13 protein-coding genes are annotated in these 15,678 nt (G+C 38.7%); 4 read left to right on the forward strand and 9 right to left on the reverse strand.

The annotated features are described in order from the left end of the window. Window positions 1–25: 25 nt before the first annotated feature. Window positions 26–826, reverse strand: coding sequence for a hypothetical protein (locus ORI89_RS06730; protein ID WP_268229677.1), 801 nt, complete (start codon window positions 824–826; stop codon window positions 26–28). A 570-nt stretch (window positions 827–1,396) separates the two neighbouring features. Between ORI89_RS06730 and ORI89_RS06735 the strand changes: the two genes are divergently transcribed. The 4 genes from ORI89_RS06735 (at window position 1,397) to ORI89_RS06750 (ending at window position 7,324) form a co-directional block, all read left to right on the forward strand. Next, window positions 1,397–2,833, forward strand: a complete 1,437-nt coding sequence (locus ORI89_RS06735; RefSeq protein WP_268229678.1) for a LuxR C-terminal-related transcriptional regulator — start codon at window positions 1,397–1,399, stop codon at window positions 2,831–2,833. A 137-nt stretch (window positions 2,834–2,970) separates the two neighbouring features. Then, the gene (locus tag ORI89_RS06740; protein WP_268229679.1) at window positions 2,971–4,032 is read left to right on the forward strand and encodes a fatty acid desaturase family protein; all 1,062 of its coding nucleotides are present in this window, start codon (window positions 2,971–2,973) and stop codon (window positions 4,030–4,032) included. A gap of 1,590 nt (window positions 4,033–5,622) precedes the next feature. Further along, on the forward strand, window positions 5,623–5,838 hold the full coding sequence (locus ORI89_RS06745; protein WP_268229680.1) for a hypothetical protein: 216 nt from the start codon (window positions 5,623–5,625) through the stop codon (window positions 5,836–5,838). A gap of 1,204 nt (window positions 5,839–7,042) precedes the next feature. Further along, window positions 7,043–7,324: a hypothetical protein gene (locus tag ORI89_RS06750; RefSeq protein ID WP_268229681.1), complete on the forward strand. Its 282-nt coding sequence runs from the start codon at window positions 7,043–7,045 to the stop codon at window positions 7,322–7,324. On the opposite strand, the gene ORI89_RS06755 is transcribed toward ORI89_RS06750, so the two are convergent. The 8 genes from ORI89_RS06755 to ORI89_RS06790 form a co-directional block, all read right to left on the reverse strand. Next, window positions 7,319–8,038: a pirin family protein gene (locus ORI89_RS06755; protein ID WP_268229682.1), complete on the reverse strand. Its 720-nt coding sequence runs from the start codon at window positions 8,036–8,038 to the stop codon at window positions 7,319–7,321. The genes ORI89_RS06750 and ORI89_RS06755 overlap by 6 nt on opposite strands. A gap of 198 nt (window positions 8,039–8,236) precedes the next feature. Further along, window positions 8,237–8,824, reverse strand: a complete 588-nt coding sequence (locus tag ORI89_RS06760) for a Crp/Fnr family transcriptional regulator (RefSeq protein WP_268229683.1) — start codon at window positions 8,822–8,824, stop codon at window positions 8,237–8,239. A gap of 38 nt (window positions 8,825–8,862) precedes the next feature. Further along, the gene (locus ORI89_RS06765; protein WP_268229684.1) at window positions 8,863–9,174 is read right to left on the reverse strand and encodes a hypothetical protein; all 312 of its coding nucleotides are present in this window, start codon (window positions 9,172–9,174) and stop codon (window positions 8,863–8,865) included. Window positions 9,175–9,323: 149 nt separating this feature from the next. Then, complete coding sequence (locus tag ORI89_RS06770) at window positions 9,324–9,860, reverse strand: NADPH-dependent FMN reductase (protein WP_268229685.1); 537 nt, start codon at window positions 9,858–9,860, stop codon at window positions 9,324–9,326. 249 nt (window positions 9,861–10,109) lie between these two features. Next, the gene (locus ORI89_RS06775) at window positions 10,110–11,399 is read right to left on the reverse strand and encodes a hypothetical protein (RefSeq protein WP_268229686.1); all 1,290 of its coding nucleotides are present in this window, start codon (window positions 11,397–11,399) and stop codon (window positions 10,110–10,112) included. A 601-nt stretch (window positions 11,400–12,000) separates the two neighbouring features. Next, window positions 12,001–13,080, reverse strand: a complete 1,080-nt coding sequence (locus tag ORI89_RS06780) for a baeRF3 domain-containing protein (protein ID WP_268229687.1) — start codon at window positions 13,078–13,080, stop codon at window positions 12,001–12,003. Between the two features lie 329 nt (window positions 13,081–13,409). Next, window positions 13,410–14,174 carry a glycerophosphodiester phosphodiesterase gene (locus ORI89_RS06785; protein ID WP_268229688.1) on the reverse strand — a complete coding sequence of 255 codons (765 nt, stop codon included), beginning with the start codon at window positions 14,172–14,174 and terminating at the stop codon, window positions 13,410–13,412. After that, complete coding sequence (locus ORI89_RS06790) at window positions 14,174–15,634, reverse strand: RagB/SusD family nutrient uptake outer membrane protein (RefSeq protein WP_268229689.1); 1,461 nt, start codon at window positions 15,632–15,634, stop codon at window positions 14,174–14,176. Before ORI89_RS06790 ends, ORI89_RS06785 begins: the two co-directional genes overlap by 1 nt. Between the last annotated feature and the right edge of the window lie 44 nt (window positions 15,635–15,678).

The following is a 15,678-nucleotide window of genomic DNA, read 5'->3' on the forward strand; positions in this document are numbered from 1 at the left end:
ATCATTACATCTATACCGAGCTATTTTAGTCAATCGTGATACTCGCTGTTGCATATCCCTGCACATACACTTTATTCGCCGCAGTTGTGGCAGAATAGACAAGCAGCAATCTTGACTTTCTGGGTAGATGTATATTTAAGTTGGGTAAATCACCCTCTATCATCGTCTCCTTCGTTGATGTCGAAGTCAACCCCGTCATTTCTATGGAAGTGCCTTCCAATGCGGTAAACATATTACTCCCAGGAGCCGCATGATACAACTGTGCTGTAACCCGTATATTGTCATCAACTTGTCTTATATCTTGAGAAAGGCTTAGCAAAGCATAAAAGGACGAAATCGTCCCACTTCTAGACATTGTGACGGGTAGATAAGCGCCCAGACCTAAATTTAAATCGCCCAGAGCCCCATCCCAATAGGCGCTCGTTCCATTCCCAACAATATAAAAGCGTCCCGAACCACCTGGTAGATGGCTATTCATAGAAATAGCAGACCCCGATGTGAAAGACACAATTGCTTCCCCTCCTCCAATGGATCCAGGAGCACCAGTTTCAGCTCCCAACTTCTCCCAAGCCGTGCCCGTATAATAATAGAACCCTGCCTGGTTATCCGTCTGATAAATAAGTAAGCCTGTTGCCGGTGATGCCGGCCTATCGGCTTCTGCCATACGAGGGATCAAAATACCCTTCCCGTCGGCAGCAATTTCCAGCTGCGCAGAAGCATGGGGCAGCTCTGTACCAATCCCTACTTGAGCTTGTACTGTCGTTGGCCTCGCAACTACTAATAGAATCGCCATTATGATCATAAACTGTATGTCTATTTTTTTCATAGTATTGTTTTTAGCGTGCATACTAAGGTGTTTTTTTATTTGGTTCTAATTTCAAGCGATTTCCTGTTTCGCTTACCCTTCATTTTATTTAAACAAGGTCATTCCCTTTACTAGTGATACTTGCCTGCACATTTACCATAGTCTTTTTGATCGAGATAAAGAATATTGACTGTGCCAGTGAAAAAGGCGAAACTCAACACTATTTCCTGAATCCCACGCTCGCCATTTATCCCTGCCAGAAGAGGTTGTACCAATAAAGCATATGCTCCCTATCAGCAAAATAATAACCTTGTAATAATAACTCATAAGAATAGGGTAACGACCTATTAATACCGCCAAAACTACTGCTTCTGAACACTTATACGGCTATACCTTTTGGCTAGTTTTGTAAATAAACCGATCATTATCGCCTTCCTGAGGCACTAGGCTGCCTACACCATCCCCTATATAACCTCCGGCTATCCTAGACCTGATTTTGTGAACAGTTTTGTATCCTCTTAAATTCTTTCTATGTTTGATTTCCGATTCTGATAATTATTTATGAAATATCCATGTAGCATAAAGCCTATTATGAATACCATTTGGGAGTATCTATCTTTTGCGGTACATACATTTTTACTAGCCATTTTCGTACTACTTTCAAGCGCAAGCGACAGCCGGGCAGGCAGCATGGACTCCTTAAATATTACCCAACTTAGCTATCAGCCTTTAAACACCCACTCTGGTCTATATCATGCTCAAGACAGCTCTGGCGACACCTGGGTAAGAGGCCATATCGCCGACAGCCTACTCCATCATATTGTTCTATTCCAGAACCGCTCCATCCATATTATGGACTACGATCTATATGCCTATGAGGACGGGCAGTTGATACGCTTAAAGAAAAATGTAGACCGCAACGGCCTGCAGGTCAAAACCCGGTATCCGGTATATTATTACATACCGTCTGCAACCGAATATTACATCAATATCAGAAAATCGGATCCCCATGAGCTGCAACTATTCACCAATGAAATTGGGCGCTTTGGTCAATCGGCTTCGCTTATTATCCTATACTTCAGCATGTATTATGGGCTTGCGATAATGGTTATTCTCTTCAACGTTGTTTTTTACCTCATATTTACCGACCTACGGTTTATCACCTATGCTTTATTACAGCTCTCTATCTTCCTGACCTTCTTTTATGAGGATGGTATGTTATACTACTTCTCTAACCAGGAATGGATATTACCCTATTTTTCCATCTGGAACACCTCTGCTTCCTGTGTATTAGCCGCAATATTCACCTATTATTTTCTCGATCTTAAGCAGCATATCCCATTTTTCGGTAAGCTAATCACTATAGCGGGGATCAGTCTATTAGCGACAGCTTCCCTTTATAGCTATAGCGATTGGTGGGGCTTCAACCTTATATCTTTACTTATTCGCTTTGCTCTTCCTGCTTTTTGTTTTTACCAGGCCAGTAAGCTATTCAAGACCAATCCGTACGCCCGTTTTCTACTCATCAACTTTGGTCTACTCGTTTTTGTAGGGATCGGCTATGCATTATACCGTCGTTATGATCTCAACTTTCTATCAATTTTCAATATACATACACTCAGACTAGCCAGTGCCATCGAAATTGTCGCCATTAGCTTTGCACTTATTTTTAAGGTACGGACCATTCGTGAAGAAAACGCACGTTATAAAACAGAACTTAGGCACTATCTATCCCTCTTAAGGCTGGATAAAGAACTTGAATATGAAAAAAACAAACAAGAAACCTCCACTTACACGCGGAGTGCCCCGACAGATCGGGACCAATTTATGCTCGAAGAAATACAAACGCAATTTCAATTAACCGAGCGCGAAGTAGAGGTTCTACATCATATCTGGAAAGGCGACTCCAATAAAGAAATAGCCGAAAAACTATGCATATCGGTTCATACCGTAAAATATCACGTAGGCAAACTTTATGTCAAACTAGATGTCAGCACGAGAAGTGAGGTACGTTCGTTAAAACCATAACAAACACCTACATCATTATTTAACATCAATTTAACGAACTATCCTATAGCTTATTAAAGTTTTAATCGTAGGTTTACAGTGTTCGGTCAATTTAGACTGTCGTTTAAACAATCAACACTTACCCCATCCTCATTTCAATGACCCCAACAATCAAATTCAACAATGTAAACGCCCTATTCTCGCGTACTCTTAAAGAAAAAACCAATCAATATTTCAAAGAAACACTTCAAAAGAAAACGGGCAACCGCCGGATTTTTATAAAAGCGACTATCTTACTACTCACATTTATCACTCTCTACAGCCTATTGGTCTTTGTACAGCCGCACTGGGCTATTTCTATAGTGCTGTGTATATTGTTTGGGGTCAATCTTGCTGCCATCGGTTTTAACATCATGCATGATGCAGGGCATAATTCCTTTTCCGAAAGCAAGCGACTCAATACATTTCTTTCCTATTCGCTCAATCTATTGGGCGGAAATATCTATTTCTGGAAACTAAAACACAATATCGCTCACCATACGTACACCAATATCGATGGCGAAGATCATGATATAGAAGTAAAGTTTATGCGTATACATCATGATCAAAAGCTACGAAAACATCATCGCTACCAACGTTTTTACTTCCCATTGCTATATGGTATTTCCTACTTAGCATGGATTTTTTATCAAGATTATGAAAAGTACTTTAAGCAGCGCATGGGGCATAGCTCTGAGAAATTTCACTTCCCACGAAAAGAAAAACTGATATTCTGGACCAGTAAAACCCTTCATTTTGGCCTTTTTGTTGTGCTACCAGTACTTATTGTTGGATGGCTATGGACATTGCTCGGACTATTGATTGCAGGCGCTGTATGCGGCATAAGCCTAGCAACAGTATTCCAACTGGCCCATGTCGTCTCTGAAACCGAGTTCAAAACTATTGACAAGGCCAAGGTGGAAGAAGAATGGATGATACACCAGATACAATCCACAGCCAATTTTTCAACCAAAAGCAAAGTGCTAACGTGGATACTAGGCGGGTTAAACTATCAGGTAGAGCATCATTTATTTCCCAAGATCAGCCATGTTCACTATCCAGCGCTCAATCGAATTGTACGGCAAACTTGTCAAGAGTACAATATTAAATATAATGAATTCACATCATTTTGGACTGCTTTTCGCTCACATGTGCAAGTAATCCATGCTATGTCTAGATAAAAATAACTCCCCGATTCAGCAACAAAACGGGCAGTGATAATCACTGCCCGTTTTGCATTAATTTATGATTTCCCTGCTTTACGATGTTCGTGGTAAAGCAATATATCATCAGCTTTAAAATGCTACTTATAGCAGGAATCGCATACGTAATTATATCCTCGTTACGACTTCAAACCCTCATCAACCATCCATTTATTTCACTCTACTTTCTTACACTCATTTCTATAAAAACACCACCGTATATCTTAAATATCATGTGCATTTCACCCATAAAAAAAGCAATCATCAATACCTAATTTTCGACTACTTACACGGCTCTAATCTCACAGAAAAATACATAAATATCACAATCTTATTTATACATAAAATCTAAAAAAAGGCTTCAACACAGGTGAAAATAAGAGCCCATTATTTCTATTTATAAAATCAACTCTCACATAAAAACATACACCAACTTCCGTTTGACATTTAATTTTCACACAAAAAATCAATCACTAAAAAGACTCTTTAACAACATTTCACTGCCCACCTAAACCTAAAACACAACGTGTAAAACACACTTACTTTTAGCTCACAAAAAATAAAAACCCCTTAAACTATCCATAAAAAAAACACATAGCGACCAACTCTATTTCGAGTAGTATCAGAAATACCCTATGACGTTCAACAAGGTAAAACCGCCTACATTTAACAGGCATAAGAACAATAAAGAATCATATTAAAAAGGAGAGCCGAATCCTAAAACAATAAAATCACAACAGTCAGTTTCCCTAAAAACACAAACTTTTTAACACCGTAAAAACAAAACTAAAAAAAACATTAAATCTTTATATGATATGTATTTATGAAGTTTAAATTAACTAAAAATGTAAGTAAAAAACACTATTTTAGAGCTAAAAAGACAGAAACGACAAAAAAACGCACTGAACAAGCTTATAAAAAGTAATTTTATATGAATAAAAAAATCATATAACATACACAACAATCTTAAAACCAACATCAATTAACCCTAAAGAAAACCAAACATTTAAAGAATTACGAATTTTACAATCGACAAAGCAGTCCTAAAAAGTGTTTGAATCCTAAGTCGCAGTGCTCCTCTAAAAAAACAATGATTCACCTCTTGTTATCCTTCCAGCTAGATCGCAAAAAACAGAAGCTCTCCCCTACTCCGAAAAGCTTTAACTATAAAAAAAGGAACCTCAAGAGAACTTAAAATTCACACACCATTTATAAGTCTAATAATACTAGATTCTACTTTTTCGAGAACCGATTTTATTCGCTAATCAAAATATAAAACCCGTCCGCCTCACCTCTAACAATCCACTAACACCAGCTCTCTCATCTTTTCACAGGTATAACATCTTGCAAAAAAGACTATATATCCCATAGACAATAAGAGAACTGTCGAATAAAACTTACGCATCACAAAATACCACTAGCCTATTTTTACGGAATTATGAGATATCTTTTTTCGATATTTTGTAACTTAGGATAATGGTCGTTTCATCGTAAAGAAGCGTTATAGCTTCGTGCAATGAATCGTTAATTTATGTGTCTAAAGCGAAGTAAAAGAAAGGAAAAATAGGCATGATAGAAACAGAGGTAAAAAGAAAAAAAACAATAGATTTAACACTACAAAAAAAGTTGATAAAAAACGTACAATTAAACAAGGGCGATCACTGTTCACGTGTCAAAAGTGAAAAATTATTGTCGGCTCTAAAGCTTAAAAAAATGGGAGCTCTTTCCGAAGAAATTGCAAACTCTCTAGGGCTATCTGTTAAGCTTATTGACAGCTTAACATAAGGGAGGGCTATGATTCCATTTTGGAGCCATAGCCCTCTCTGTTTTTATGCGCTTCTTTATGATGTCATCGATGATGCAGATACCATAGCCTTTTTTATGCACTCGTTTAAGATGCTTTAATTATATTGATATATTCATACCACATCGTAGCTTATTACTTTTTCTTAATAAAAGACCTATTACTTTTTCTTGATAAAAAGTAAATAAAAATCAAGACTAGGATACTGTTTCGCTAAAAGCAGTGCGAAGTCCGGAATGTATTGAAGCCGCTTCGCTTCCGAAATCCATTCTGATCGGACTGCTCCCTGCTTTTTTACGCGACAGCATCCAAGGTCGTTCCTATTCGTTTTAGAAAACTTTAATTGCAAATCTCTTATTGAGCATAGACTAGCATGGTCTATTTTTATGCACTCGTTTAAGATGCGTTAATTATATTGATACACTCATGCCACATCGTAGCTTATTACTTTTTCTTAATAAACGACCTATTACTTTTTCTTGATAAAAAGTAAACAAAAATCAAGACTAGGATACTGTTTCGCTAAAAACAGCGCTTAGTCCAGAATGTATTTAAGCCGCTGCGCTTCCGAAATCCATTCTGATCGGACTGCTCCCTGCTTTTTTACGCGACAGCATCCAAGGTCGTTCCTATTCGTTTTAGAAAACGCCCTATTAGCAGAATACTAACATAACCGTTTTTTTTGAACACACTGAGGCCACATCTAATTGAGCATAGACTAGCATGGTCTATCTTTATGCTCTTCTTTATGGTGCGTTAATTATATTGATATACTCATAACCACATCGTAGCTTATTACTTTTTCTTAATAACAGGACCTATTACTTTTTCTTGATAAAAAGTAAATAAAAATCAAGACTAGGATACTGTTTCGCTAAAAGCAGCGCTTAGTCCGGAATGTATTTAAGCCGCTTCGCTTTCAAAATCCATTCTGATCGAACTATCCCCTGCTTTTTTACGCGACAGCATCCAAGGTCGTTCCTATTCGTTTTAGAAAGCGCCCTATTAGCAGAATACTAACATAACCGTTTTTGTGAGTACACCGAGCCAACTTCTTATTGAGCACAGACTAGCGTAGCATACAACCTCAAATTAACTTTAGTATCTTTAAATAACAATAGCGCCTTACAAAGCAAGACGCTATTGTTATTTAAACCTTATTATATATTTAAGACGACTACTGCTATGCGTAAACTTCTTCCTTCTTTTGTTTGCTTATCGTTATTAGCAAACCTTTACTACTTCATCTCCTGGTTTTACATAAGTAGCCTATACAATACACAGGAAGAAAGCGTAAATCATTTTAAACGCATTCAGCCCTTACAAGGCACGCTCTTCGCTACGACACTGACTACCCTTACAGCACTGTCTTTTTTCGCTATAGGGCAGCTAAAAGGCGTTATCTGGCACATTGTAGCTATAGTGCAAGGAGCGGCATTATTTCTTCTCTGTTGGCAATACTTATAACGCCATAGGCACATCCATCAATAATACCTCCGTATCCGCTGCTGTAGACTTAATTTTCAAGCTCTTGACATCCCAGATTCCGAAGCCATCTCTCGTTTCCAGCGCCTGACCTTCTATTTCTACACTTCCCTTCAGTACAAAAGCATAAACTCCATTCTGCTCACTTTTAACGGTATACTCCGTTTCAATACCATCCTCAAAATTCCCCAAATGAAACCAAGCATCTTGGTTAATCCATACGCCGGCATCATCCGGACTGGGCGATAAAATCTGTTGAAACTTATTACGCCTTTCTTTCACATCCAAACTAATCTGGTCATATCGTGGCGTCACGTTCCGTTTATTCGGATAAAGCCATATCTGTAAAAATTTCACCTGCCGGTCACTATTCTTATTATATTCACTATGGGTAATCCCTGTCCCGGCACTCATCGCCTGTATATCACCATTTCTGATAACAGTTGCATTCCCCATACTATCCTTATGCTCCAAATCGCCCTCCAACGGAATACTGATAATTTCCATATTATCATGCGGATGCGCTCCGAACCCCTTACCTGCTGCCACCGTATCATCATTCAACACCCTTAACACACCAAAATTCATACGCTCTGGATTATGATAATTGGCAAAACTAAATGTATGGTAGCTTTCTAACCACCCATGATTTGCACGACCTCTTGTCTCTGCTTTGTGTAAAACTGTATTTCCCATAGTTCTGTAAGTTTATGTCGAAGTTTCCTCATAGGAAATTCAACAGGTTTATTTCTTTATCTACTCTTACAAAGATGCAAAACCTCTATTTCCCATCCATTGAACTAGATTAAGAAATATACCAAAACAAAAGCCCTACTGCCTTTTATCAGCACGAGGGCTTCTTCTATATTGACATTAACACCTAAACTTATACCTTCACTCTTCTTTTTTTGCCGTTAACCGCTTTCTTATCGTACTGACAAATTCTGGCGAAACACCCAAATAAGAAGCTATAAAATATTGCGGCACACGTAGTGGTATCGTTGGATAACGTTCAACAAATTCCAAATAACGTTCTGTAGCCGTTTTTGAAATAGTTTTCACCAAACGATCTTGCACACTTGATAAGTTTCTTTGAACCAGTATACGAAACACCCTTTCAAACTTTGGCACCGACAAAAGCAATTCTTCTTTTGCATGAGGCGTCAGTACTAGCATTTCGGTATCCTCCAGTGCTTCGATAAAAAAAGCGGAAGGCTTTCTTTCATGAAATGACGCAATATCACTCACCCACCAGTCCTCTATTGCAAACGACAGCGTTACTTCAAAACCATTCTCATTCAAATAATAAATCCTAACACATCCTTTAATGATGTAGCCCTCAAACTGGCACACCTCACCTTCGCGCAGCATCACCGTTTTCTTAGGCACTTCTCTACGCTCTAAAAGATCGGTAAAAACGGTTTCTTCTTCTTCCGTCAGCGTGATATACTTACTTACACTGTTTATAATATTTTCAAACATAGCTTTGGCTCTAAAAAAGCCTGCTCCATTGCATGCTTTTAAATACTCAACTCCGGAAAGACTGTATACACTTCACTTTTTAACAAACCACTACCTCCCCCATAATGCTCGATCACTTCCACTCTTTTCTCCAACGAACGAGCAAATATCTTCATTTCCTTTTCAAAGGCAGCTTCCAAGCCCGAGCTTAGAAGCAGCACATCCACAGGCTTCTCCAGCAGATACGCTTGGCAATGCATCTCATCGCTCATAATTTCTGCTTTCCAGCCTTCATTGTTCTCGATAATCCGCTGCAGTGTCTGCAGTATATCCGTATTCTTTCCTACAACTAAAAAACTAAGACTCTCCATTTACAATATTCATTTTTCTTGCATCACAGCTTTTTCAATGCTGCTTTTCATTATTCTTCCCACAGGTCTCTATTTTCCAGTTCACAAATTGTTCCACTAAGATAATCAATATCCCCGTAAACTTGCCACATCGACCTGTGTCAACTCACTTAAACTAAGTCTCCTACCGAAACATCCGCTAACACTTCCTGAAACTTGTTTTTCAATTCCTCTTGTAAAATCCCTGTATCTTCCGAAAAATTATCATGAAAATTAGGCAATGAAAACACACCTGCAATCTCTGCTCCGTGTATCGGGAATCTCTGTTGCGCTGCTTCCAGCACCGAAATACCACCCCTTGCTCCCGGCGCTGTAGCTAAAAGCAACACCTTCTTGCCTTCAAACATTTTTAGTTTCACACGTGATGTCCAGTCAAACAGGTTTTTAAATGCTGTACTGTACGTCCCATTATGCTCCGCTAATGAAATAACAATCAGATCGGCTTGTTCCAGTTTATTTAAAAAATGAGATATTCCTTCGGGATGTCCTATTTCCGCCTCTACATCTGTTGTAAACAGTGGTAAAGGATAGTTTGACAAATCTAGTACTTCTACTTTCTCTGCCGCAAACTGTGAGGCTGCATAAGCCGCAAATGTTTTATTAATAGAGTTTTTACTATACGATGCTCCAAAAGCTACTATGTTCATATTTATATGTTTTTTTAATACCTATTGATTCTTTGCAAGCAAAATTACCGCAAAGCCCACGACTGTACATTGATCTAGATTAAGAAATACGTGTATTTAAAAAAATAAAGCCCCTTTCAATTAAAAGGGACTCCATCGCCTGATGTATTAAGAAAACAAAAAAATTCAGCACCCCTTTACTTCAGCAACAATGCCAGAACCAACCCCGCAGCATCCGATAAGCTCTTATCCGACAATCAAAGCCTGCTTTTACTTCGCATATTTTTCGGCAAGCTCTAGATTTTTCAACACCTCCTCTGTCTCCTCGCCGCTGAGGTAGTAATTTATAACTGCTCGGCTTCTATAAATATAAGCATTCGTATCATCCCGCTCGTACAGATAGTCTAAATCTTCAAACACTAATTTCGCCAACTCATGATCTATCGTACCATCAGCAAAATATTTCAATTCAAACATATGCTTTCTTACCTCTGCCCGATATTGGTAAGCCTGCTCCACATCTTTAACCAGTGATATGACCTTCGTAAAATCTGTTTCGGCCAACGGCAATAAGTCGGCATTATCATTTTGATGGTACCAGTGATGATAAGCTTCCCCCCGATAGAGGTAATACAGCAGATCAACCATATCCACTACCTTCCTGCTACCGGCTGTTTCTATACCTACTGTAAAGCTATCTATAGCCTTTTGATATTCCCTATTTGTATAATAGTAAGCTCCTCTGTGGTATAACATCATATAGTCATTAGGTGCTATCCTTGCCCATCTATTCATCACTTGCATATAATTCTCACTATTATACGACTCTAATTCTACACCTTTCTTTTCGAAATATTTTTTCAACGTCATTGAAGCATCTTCCGCTACTGCTGCTGCAAGATATTCATCAACCTTTTTTTCGGCACATATATGGCAGGCTATTGCCAAGCCTACGTAAGCTTCTTGTCTACTTTCTTTATCCTTTGTAAAGCTCAAGAGTTTATGGTAAGTTGCGCTTGCTTCTCCATACTGCTTTGCATGTATCTGAAATTCTGCCATAACAAGATAACTACTTACCATAGGGTATAATAGAATTGCCCGCTGGCAAGTACGAATAGCTTCCTTCACCTCATCTTCGTTATCCAGAGATGCATAACCTGCACCAGTTACCAACTCAGAGGCAAACTTCATAGCATCATTTTTATCAGTCTTTTCTATCTTTTTCAGATATAGATCAGCTTCCTTTGTATCACCTCTATATTCAAAGCTATTGGACAGTATGAACATAGCGGCGGTACTCTTCTCCTCTATACTCAGCGCTTTTCTTGCATCGGCCTCCGCCAAAGTATATTGCTGTTCTTCCATATAGACACTTGCCCTAGTGAGGTACAGTGTTGTTTCATCTGGGTATGCTTTTATACCTTGTGTCAATATATCAATAGCTTCTTGCCCGTCAGTATCTTTGGCTTCATAATAAAATTTGAGCCAATCTTTTGTTTGCGCCTGAGCTATACTACAAGTAAAAAGCAATAGGATAGCGAGTTTGATAACCTTCATCATAATCTCAGTTTTAAATTAATATATACAAAACTAACTGACTATCATATCTGATAAAATACCCAGACTTAGGTATTTTTATGATGGCTTGGTTATACTGATATCTTACCTATTAATTTTTTTAATAAAAGACTTATTACTTTTTCTTGATAAAAAGTAAACAAAAATCAAGACTAAGGATGCTGTTTCGCTAAAAGCAACGCTTAGTCCGGAATGTATTTAAGCCGCTGCGCTTCCAAAATCCATTCTCATCGGACTACGCCCTGCTTTCTTGACGCGACAGCATCCAAGGTCGTTCTTGCAGCGTTTTGAGAAACGCTTTTAAAATCCATTCTCATCGACCCTAGTCTAGCTATACCTTTTGGCTAGTTTTGCCCTAAAAAACTACTTTAAGCACACAAAAAGCGTAAATAGAGGTAAAATAAGCCTGTCAATGAAAACCAACCCCACACCTCCTTTACAACAGATACAAAAAAAGAGCGAGCTCCTTCTTTATAAAGGAACCCGCTCTTTTTTGGGAGTTACAAGTTAAAAGTCGAAGCTTTTTAAATTGCTATTTTCTATTTTGATCAGTGAAACCTGTCCTCTTCATTTGGAATATCTATTAATATCGAACTTTTAGTACAATGGGTCTGAATTCCGGATTAGGAATTTGGTTTACTAATACAAATCTCCCGTTCTTTTCAAATGCTTTCCATGCCAAGAATCCCCCCAGATCATCAATTACATCCACTCCACCTGTGCTATTTTCTAAACTTATTTCTCGTTCACCTTGCAATTTTACCGATTGTTTAAAATCTTCTTCCAGAATGAGAAGGTCAGCTCTACCATCTAGGCAAGCTTGGTAAATCTCTTGCAGATCCGTCAAAATCAAACCACTTCCTACAGCTTGTTCCAACTCAGCGAAATAACTTTCTTCTTGCATTTTATGCTGAGCTTTCATAAAATCCCACGTCGATTTTCCTATAGTGGTTTTATTGACTGATGATTGGTCCAGTGAAATATGACCTATATATTTCTTAGGCTGATCAGCAACTTGCATAAGCCTGGTGTAATTATCTTCACTCGCTACGACCACCACCTTTACATTATTGAGCAACTCTATGCGGTTGATGGCTTTATCCAGCAAATTAAAAAATTCTGCCAACCGTTCGTCTTGATACTTAGAATCACTTTGACGATTTGGATCCGATTTCAAAAACGGATTGTCAGTCACTGGGAAAATATCGCTATCAACTTCCTTAACAATAGCATCATTACTTGCTATTAATAATTCTGCAGAACCTGCTGAAAGGAGCAAAATTCCATATTCAGAAAGACGCGTTATCTCCTTTATCAAAGGTTTGACAGCAAAATATCTACTTATATGCACCCCCTCTTGATCTGTTGACCATCCTGATCTGAAGATTTCCTTTTTCGTCTTCGAAACAAAGATATGCAGCGCATCAAGATTGTGATGGACATCGACTTCCTCCTGAATTTCATCCAACAATCTTAAAACTTTCTCTAGATCCTTTTGATTAAATTCTTCCAACAATCTTTTTTTTGCTTCCGAAATAAAGTTTTTCAGTTTGATAGCATCTTTCTGATTGTCTGGAGAAGTCCGGTGTGTGTTAAGAGAAATTGTGATGTTTATTTCTGAAGTAGAGTCTATTAATACATTTAAGAGTTTTTGTGCATCCATTCTAAGAAAATTTATGTTCTAATTGAGCTATTTGACTATTACTGATACAACATATTTTAATCAGAATTGTTTGCGTGTTGTTAAGGAAACTAGATGAAGCCACATAAAACAAACAAGAGTATATATAAACGTCCCAATGAAAACCATGCCTCCTCTTCTCTGCAGACACAAAGCAGCCATTTGGTAAACCAAATGGCTGCACTATGATAAACTTAAACTGTGCGCAGCACCGCCAACTGATCGTCAACTGCTGCTCTACTTTCATCCGTAAAGCACACAGCAGCATCCTAGCTCTCTTTTATTGTGCACAACATGCATCAGGTTTTCAGCTACTTAAAAAAACGAGCAAACTGACTATCTAACTGCACATACTTCACCCCCAAATCCTTCAACTCACTTGCCAGCTCTTCGTATCCCTCCTCTATACCCTTCTGATAATTTATAGCGCCTACTACTTGAATATTATTTCTTACTGCCCATTGATAATCCTCCACCGATGGGTTTGTAAAAAGATAATAATGCGCTGCCGAGTAATCGTTTCTTTTCTGATAAGCCTCAACCTGCGCACGCGTACAGCTTAGTTTTATTCTCCCTCTAAAATAATCTGTTGCTTTCTCCGAGGGGATAATCAAAGCCTCCGTATCGAGCTCATAAGTCTTCAACAAGCTGTACACCTCCTCAAATACCGCCGGTTGCTTTCCCTCTATTTTAAAATCAATCATCACCTGCAGACCTTCCTTTCTACACAACTGTAGCATAGCTTCCAGTTTTTGCATCCTATGTCCATTTGCAGTTTCATAAACAGATACTTCCTCCCAAAACAAATCGTTCAACTTTTTATCTACATTAAAAAAGCGTACCAAATCCCGGTCGTGATGCACCACTAAAACACTATCCTTCGTCAGACGTACATCTAGCTCAACCATATAATACCCCTGGTCGGCAGCTTTCCTTACAGCCGCCACACTATTTTCGTCTGTATACTCATCTACCACTCCTCCACGATGCGCTATCAAATTCACTTCACCACTCTGTGCGTATAAGCCAGAAACTAAAGCTGCTACAAACAACCATGTTATTACAATCCTTCTCATCAGTAATTAGAGTTTTGTTTTAATACACCACCACTTTTATCTATTTCAACCTGTGGTAATGGAAAAAAATAGTTCTTCGGTCGCGAAAAATTAATTCGGTTTAAATCCGCATGATACACCGCATCTGGATTTTTCAACAGCGAAGCAATATCTACCCAACCTAACCTATCCCAACGCACCAAGTCAAAAAAGCGTCTATTCTCTCCTGCCAGCTCCAAACGTCTTTCTAGCATTAGCTCTTCTTTTCCTGCATTGCTCACTAAATCAACGCCTGCCCTTGCTCTTACCATATTAATCTCCTTATCGCCTGCCCCATTACCATACTTTCTAATCTTTGCTTCTGCTACCAAAAGATACACATCACTGGCTCTCATCAACGGAATTAAAAGATCAAAGCTCAGCTTTCCTTCCGGTGTAAAAGTGGTATATTTATTAAAATGATATCCGGTCTCCGAGCTCGCACCCTCATATTTCATCTTCGTATCACCCAAATCAATCTCATCTCCATCCGCCCATATTGTCGCTATGCGTCTCTTGTCATTCCCATATGCATCATACAAGCTCTTCATCGGATGGAAAAAATTCCAGCCGCCCAACGTTCGCGGACTAAAATAATTAATTGTAGAAGTACTTCTCCATGTTTGTGACGAAGTGACATAAAGCAACATCTCTGGTAATGGTTTACTCTTCTGGCGGAAATTATCCTGAAAATTATCCGACAGTCTAAACACATTATTTCCCACAATTTGCTCTCCTGTCGCAATCGCCAAGTCTAATTTACCATCTTGGTTAGGGTAACTTGCCCAATGCATATATAGTTGTGTCAAATACGCCCATGCCGCCCCCTTACTTACTCTTCCTTCGCCCGTTGTAAATGGCAAAAGTTCCACAGCAGCTTTCAAATCCTCTTCTATCGTCTGCATCACTTCTTCAATAGTTGCTTTAGGCTTATTATAATTTGCTTTTACAGCATCCTCCTGAGTAATTACAGGAAACTCGCCATAAGGCAAATACAACCACCAATTGGCAAATGCTCTAAAGAAATGCGCTTCGCCCAAACTTCTACTTTTCACCTCCGCGGAGATTGACTCCAATTGCGGTACATGCGCCAAAATGATATTCGATCGTGACACCATTTCATATTTCCAAGTCCAGCCTTCACTCAACTTCGGGTTTGAGGCGTCGAACGTAAACGTTTCTATGGCCTCATCTTCCGAATGATCTCCGGCACGGTACACATCATCTGACGCAATATCCCAGGTGTAATCGCCATGTGCCACAAAGTCCTCTGCTATAAAAATCCCATAAAGCCCAGTAACGGCATCCACTACCGCCTGTTCATTTTTAAAATAATTTTCCTCCGTATACTGGCCCTTTATATCCACATCCAACATGCTATCGCAAGAGGAGACACTTATCAATATTCCAAGAAGTGCTCCTGTTATTAATCTCTTATTCATTATGTGTATAATCTATTTTTTATCTATCATATGGAATACTCATG

Origin of the sequence: Sphingobacterium sp. UT-1RO-CII-1 (genome assembly GCF_026711005.1) — a bacterium.
Lineage (GTDB): Bacteria > Bacteroidota > Bacteroidia > Sphingobacteriales > Sphingobacteriaceae > Sphingobacterium.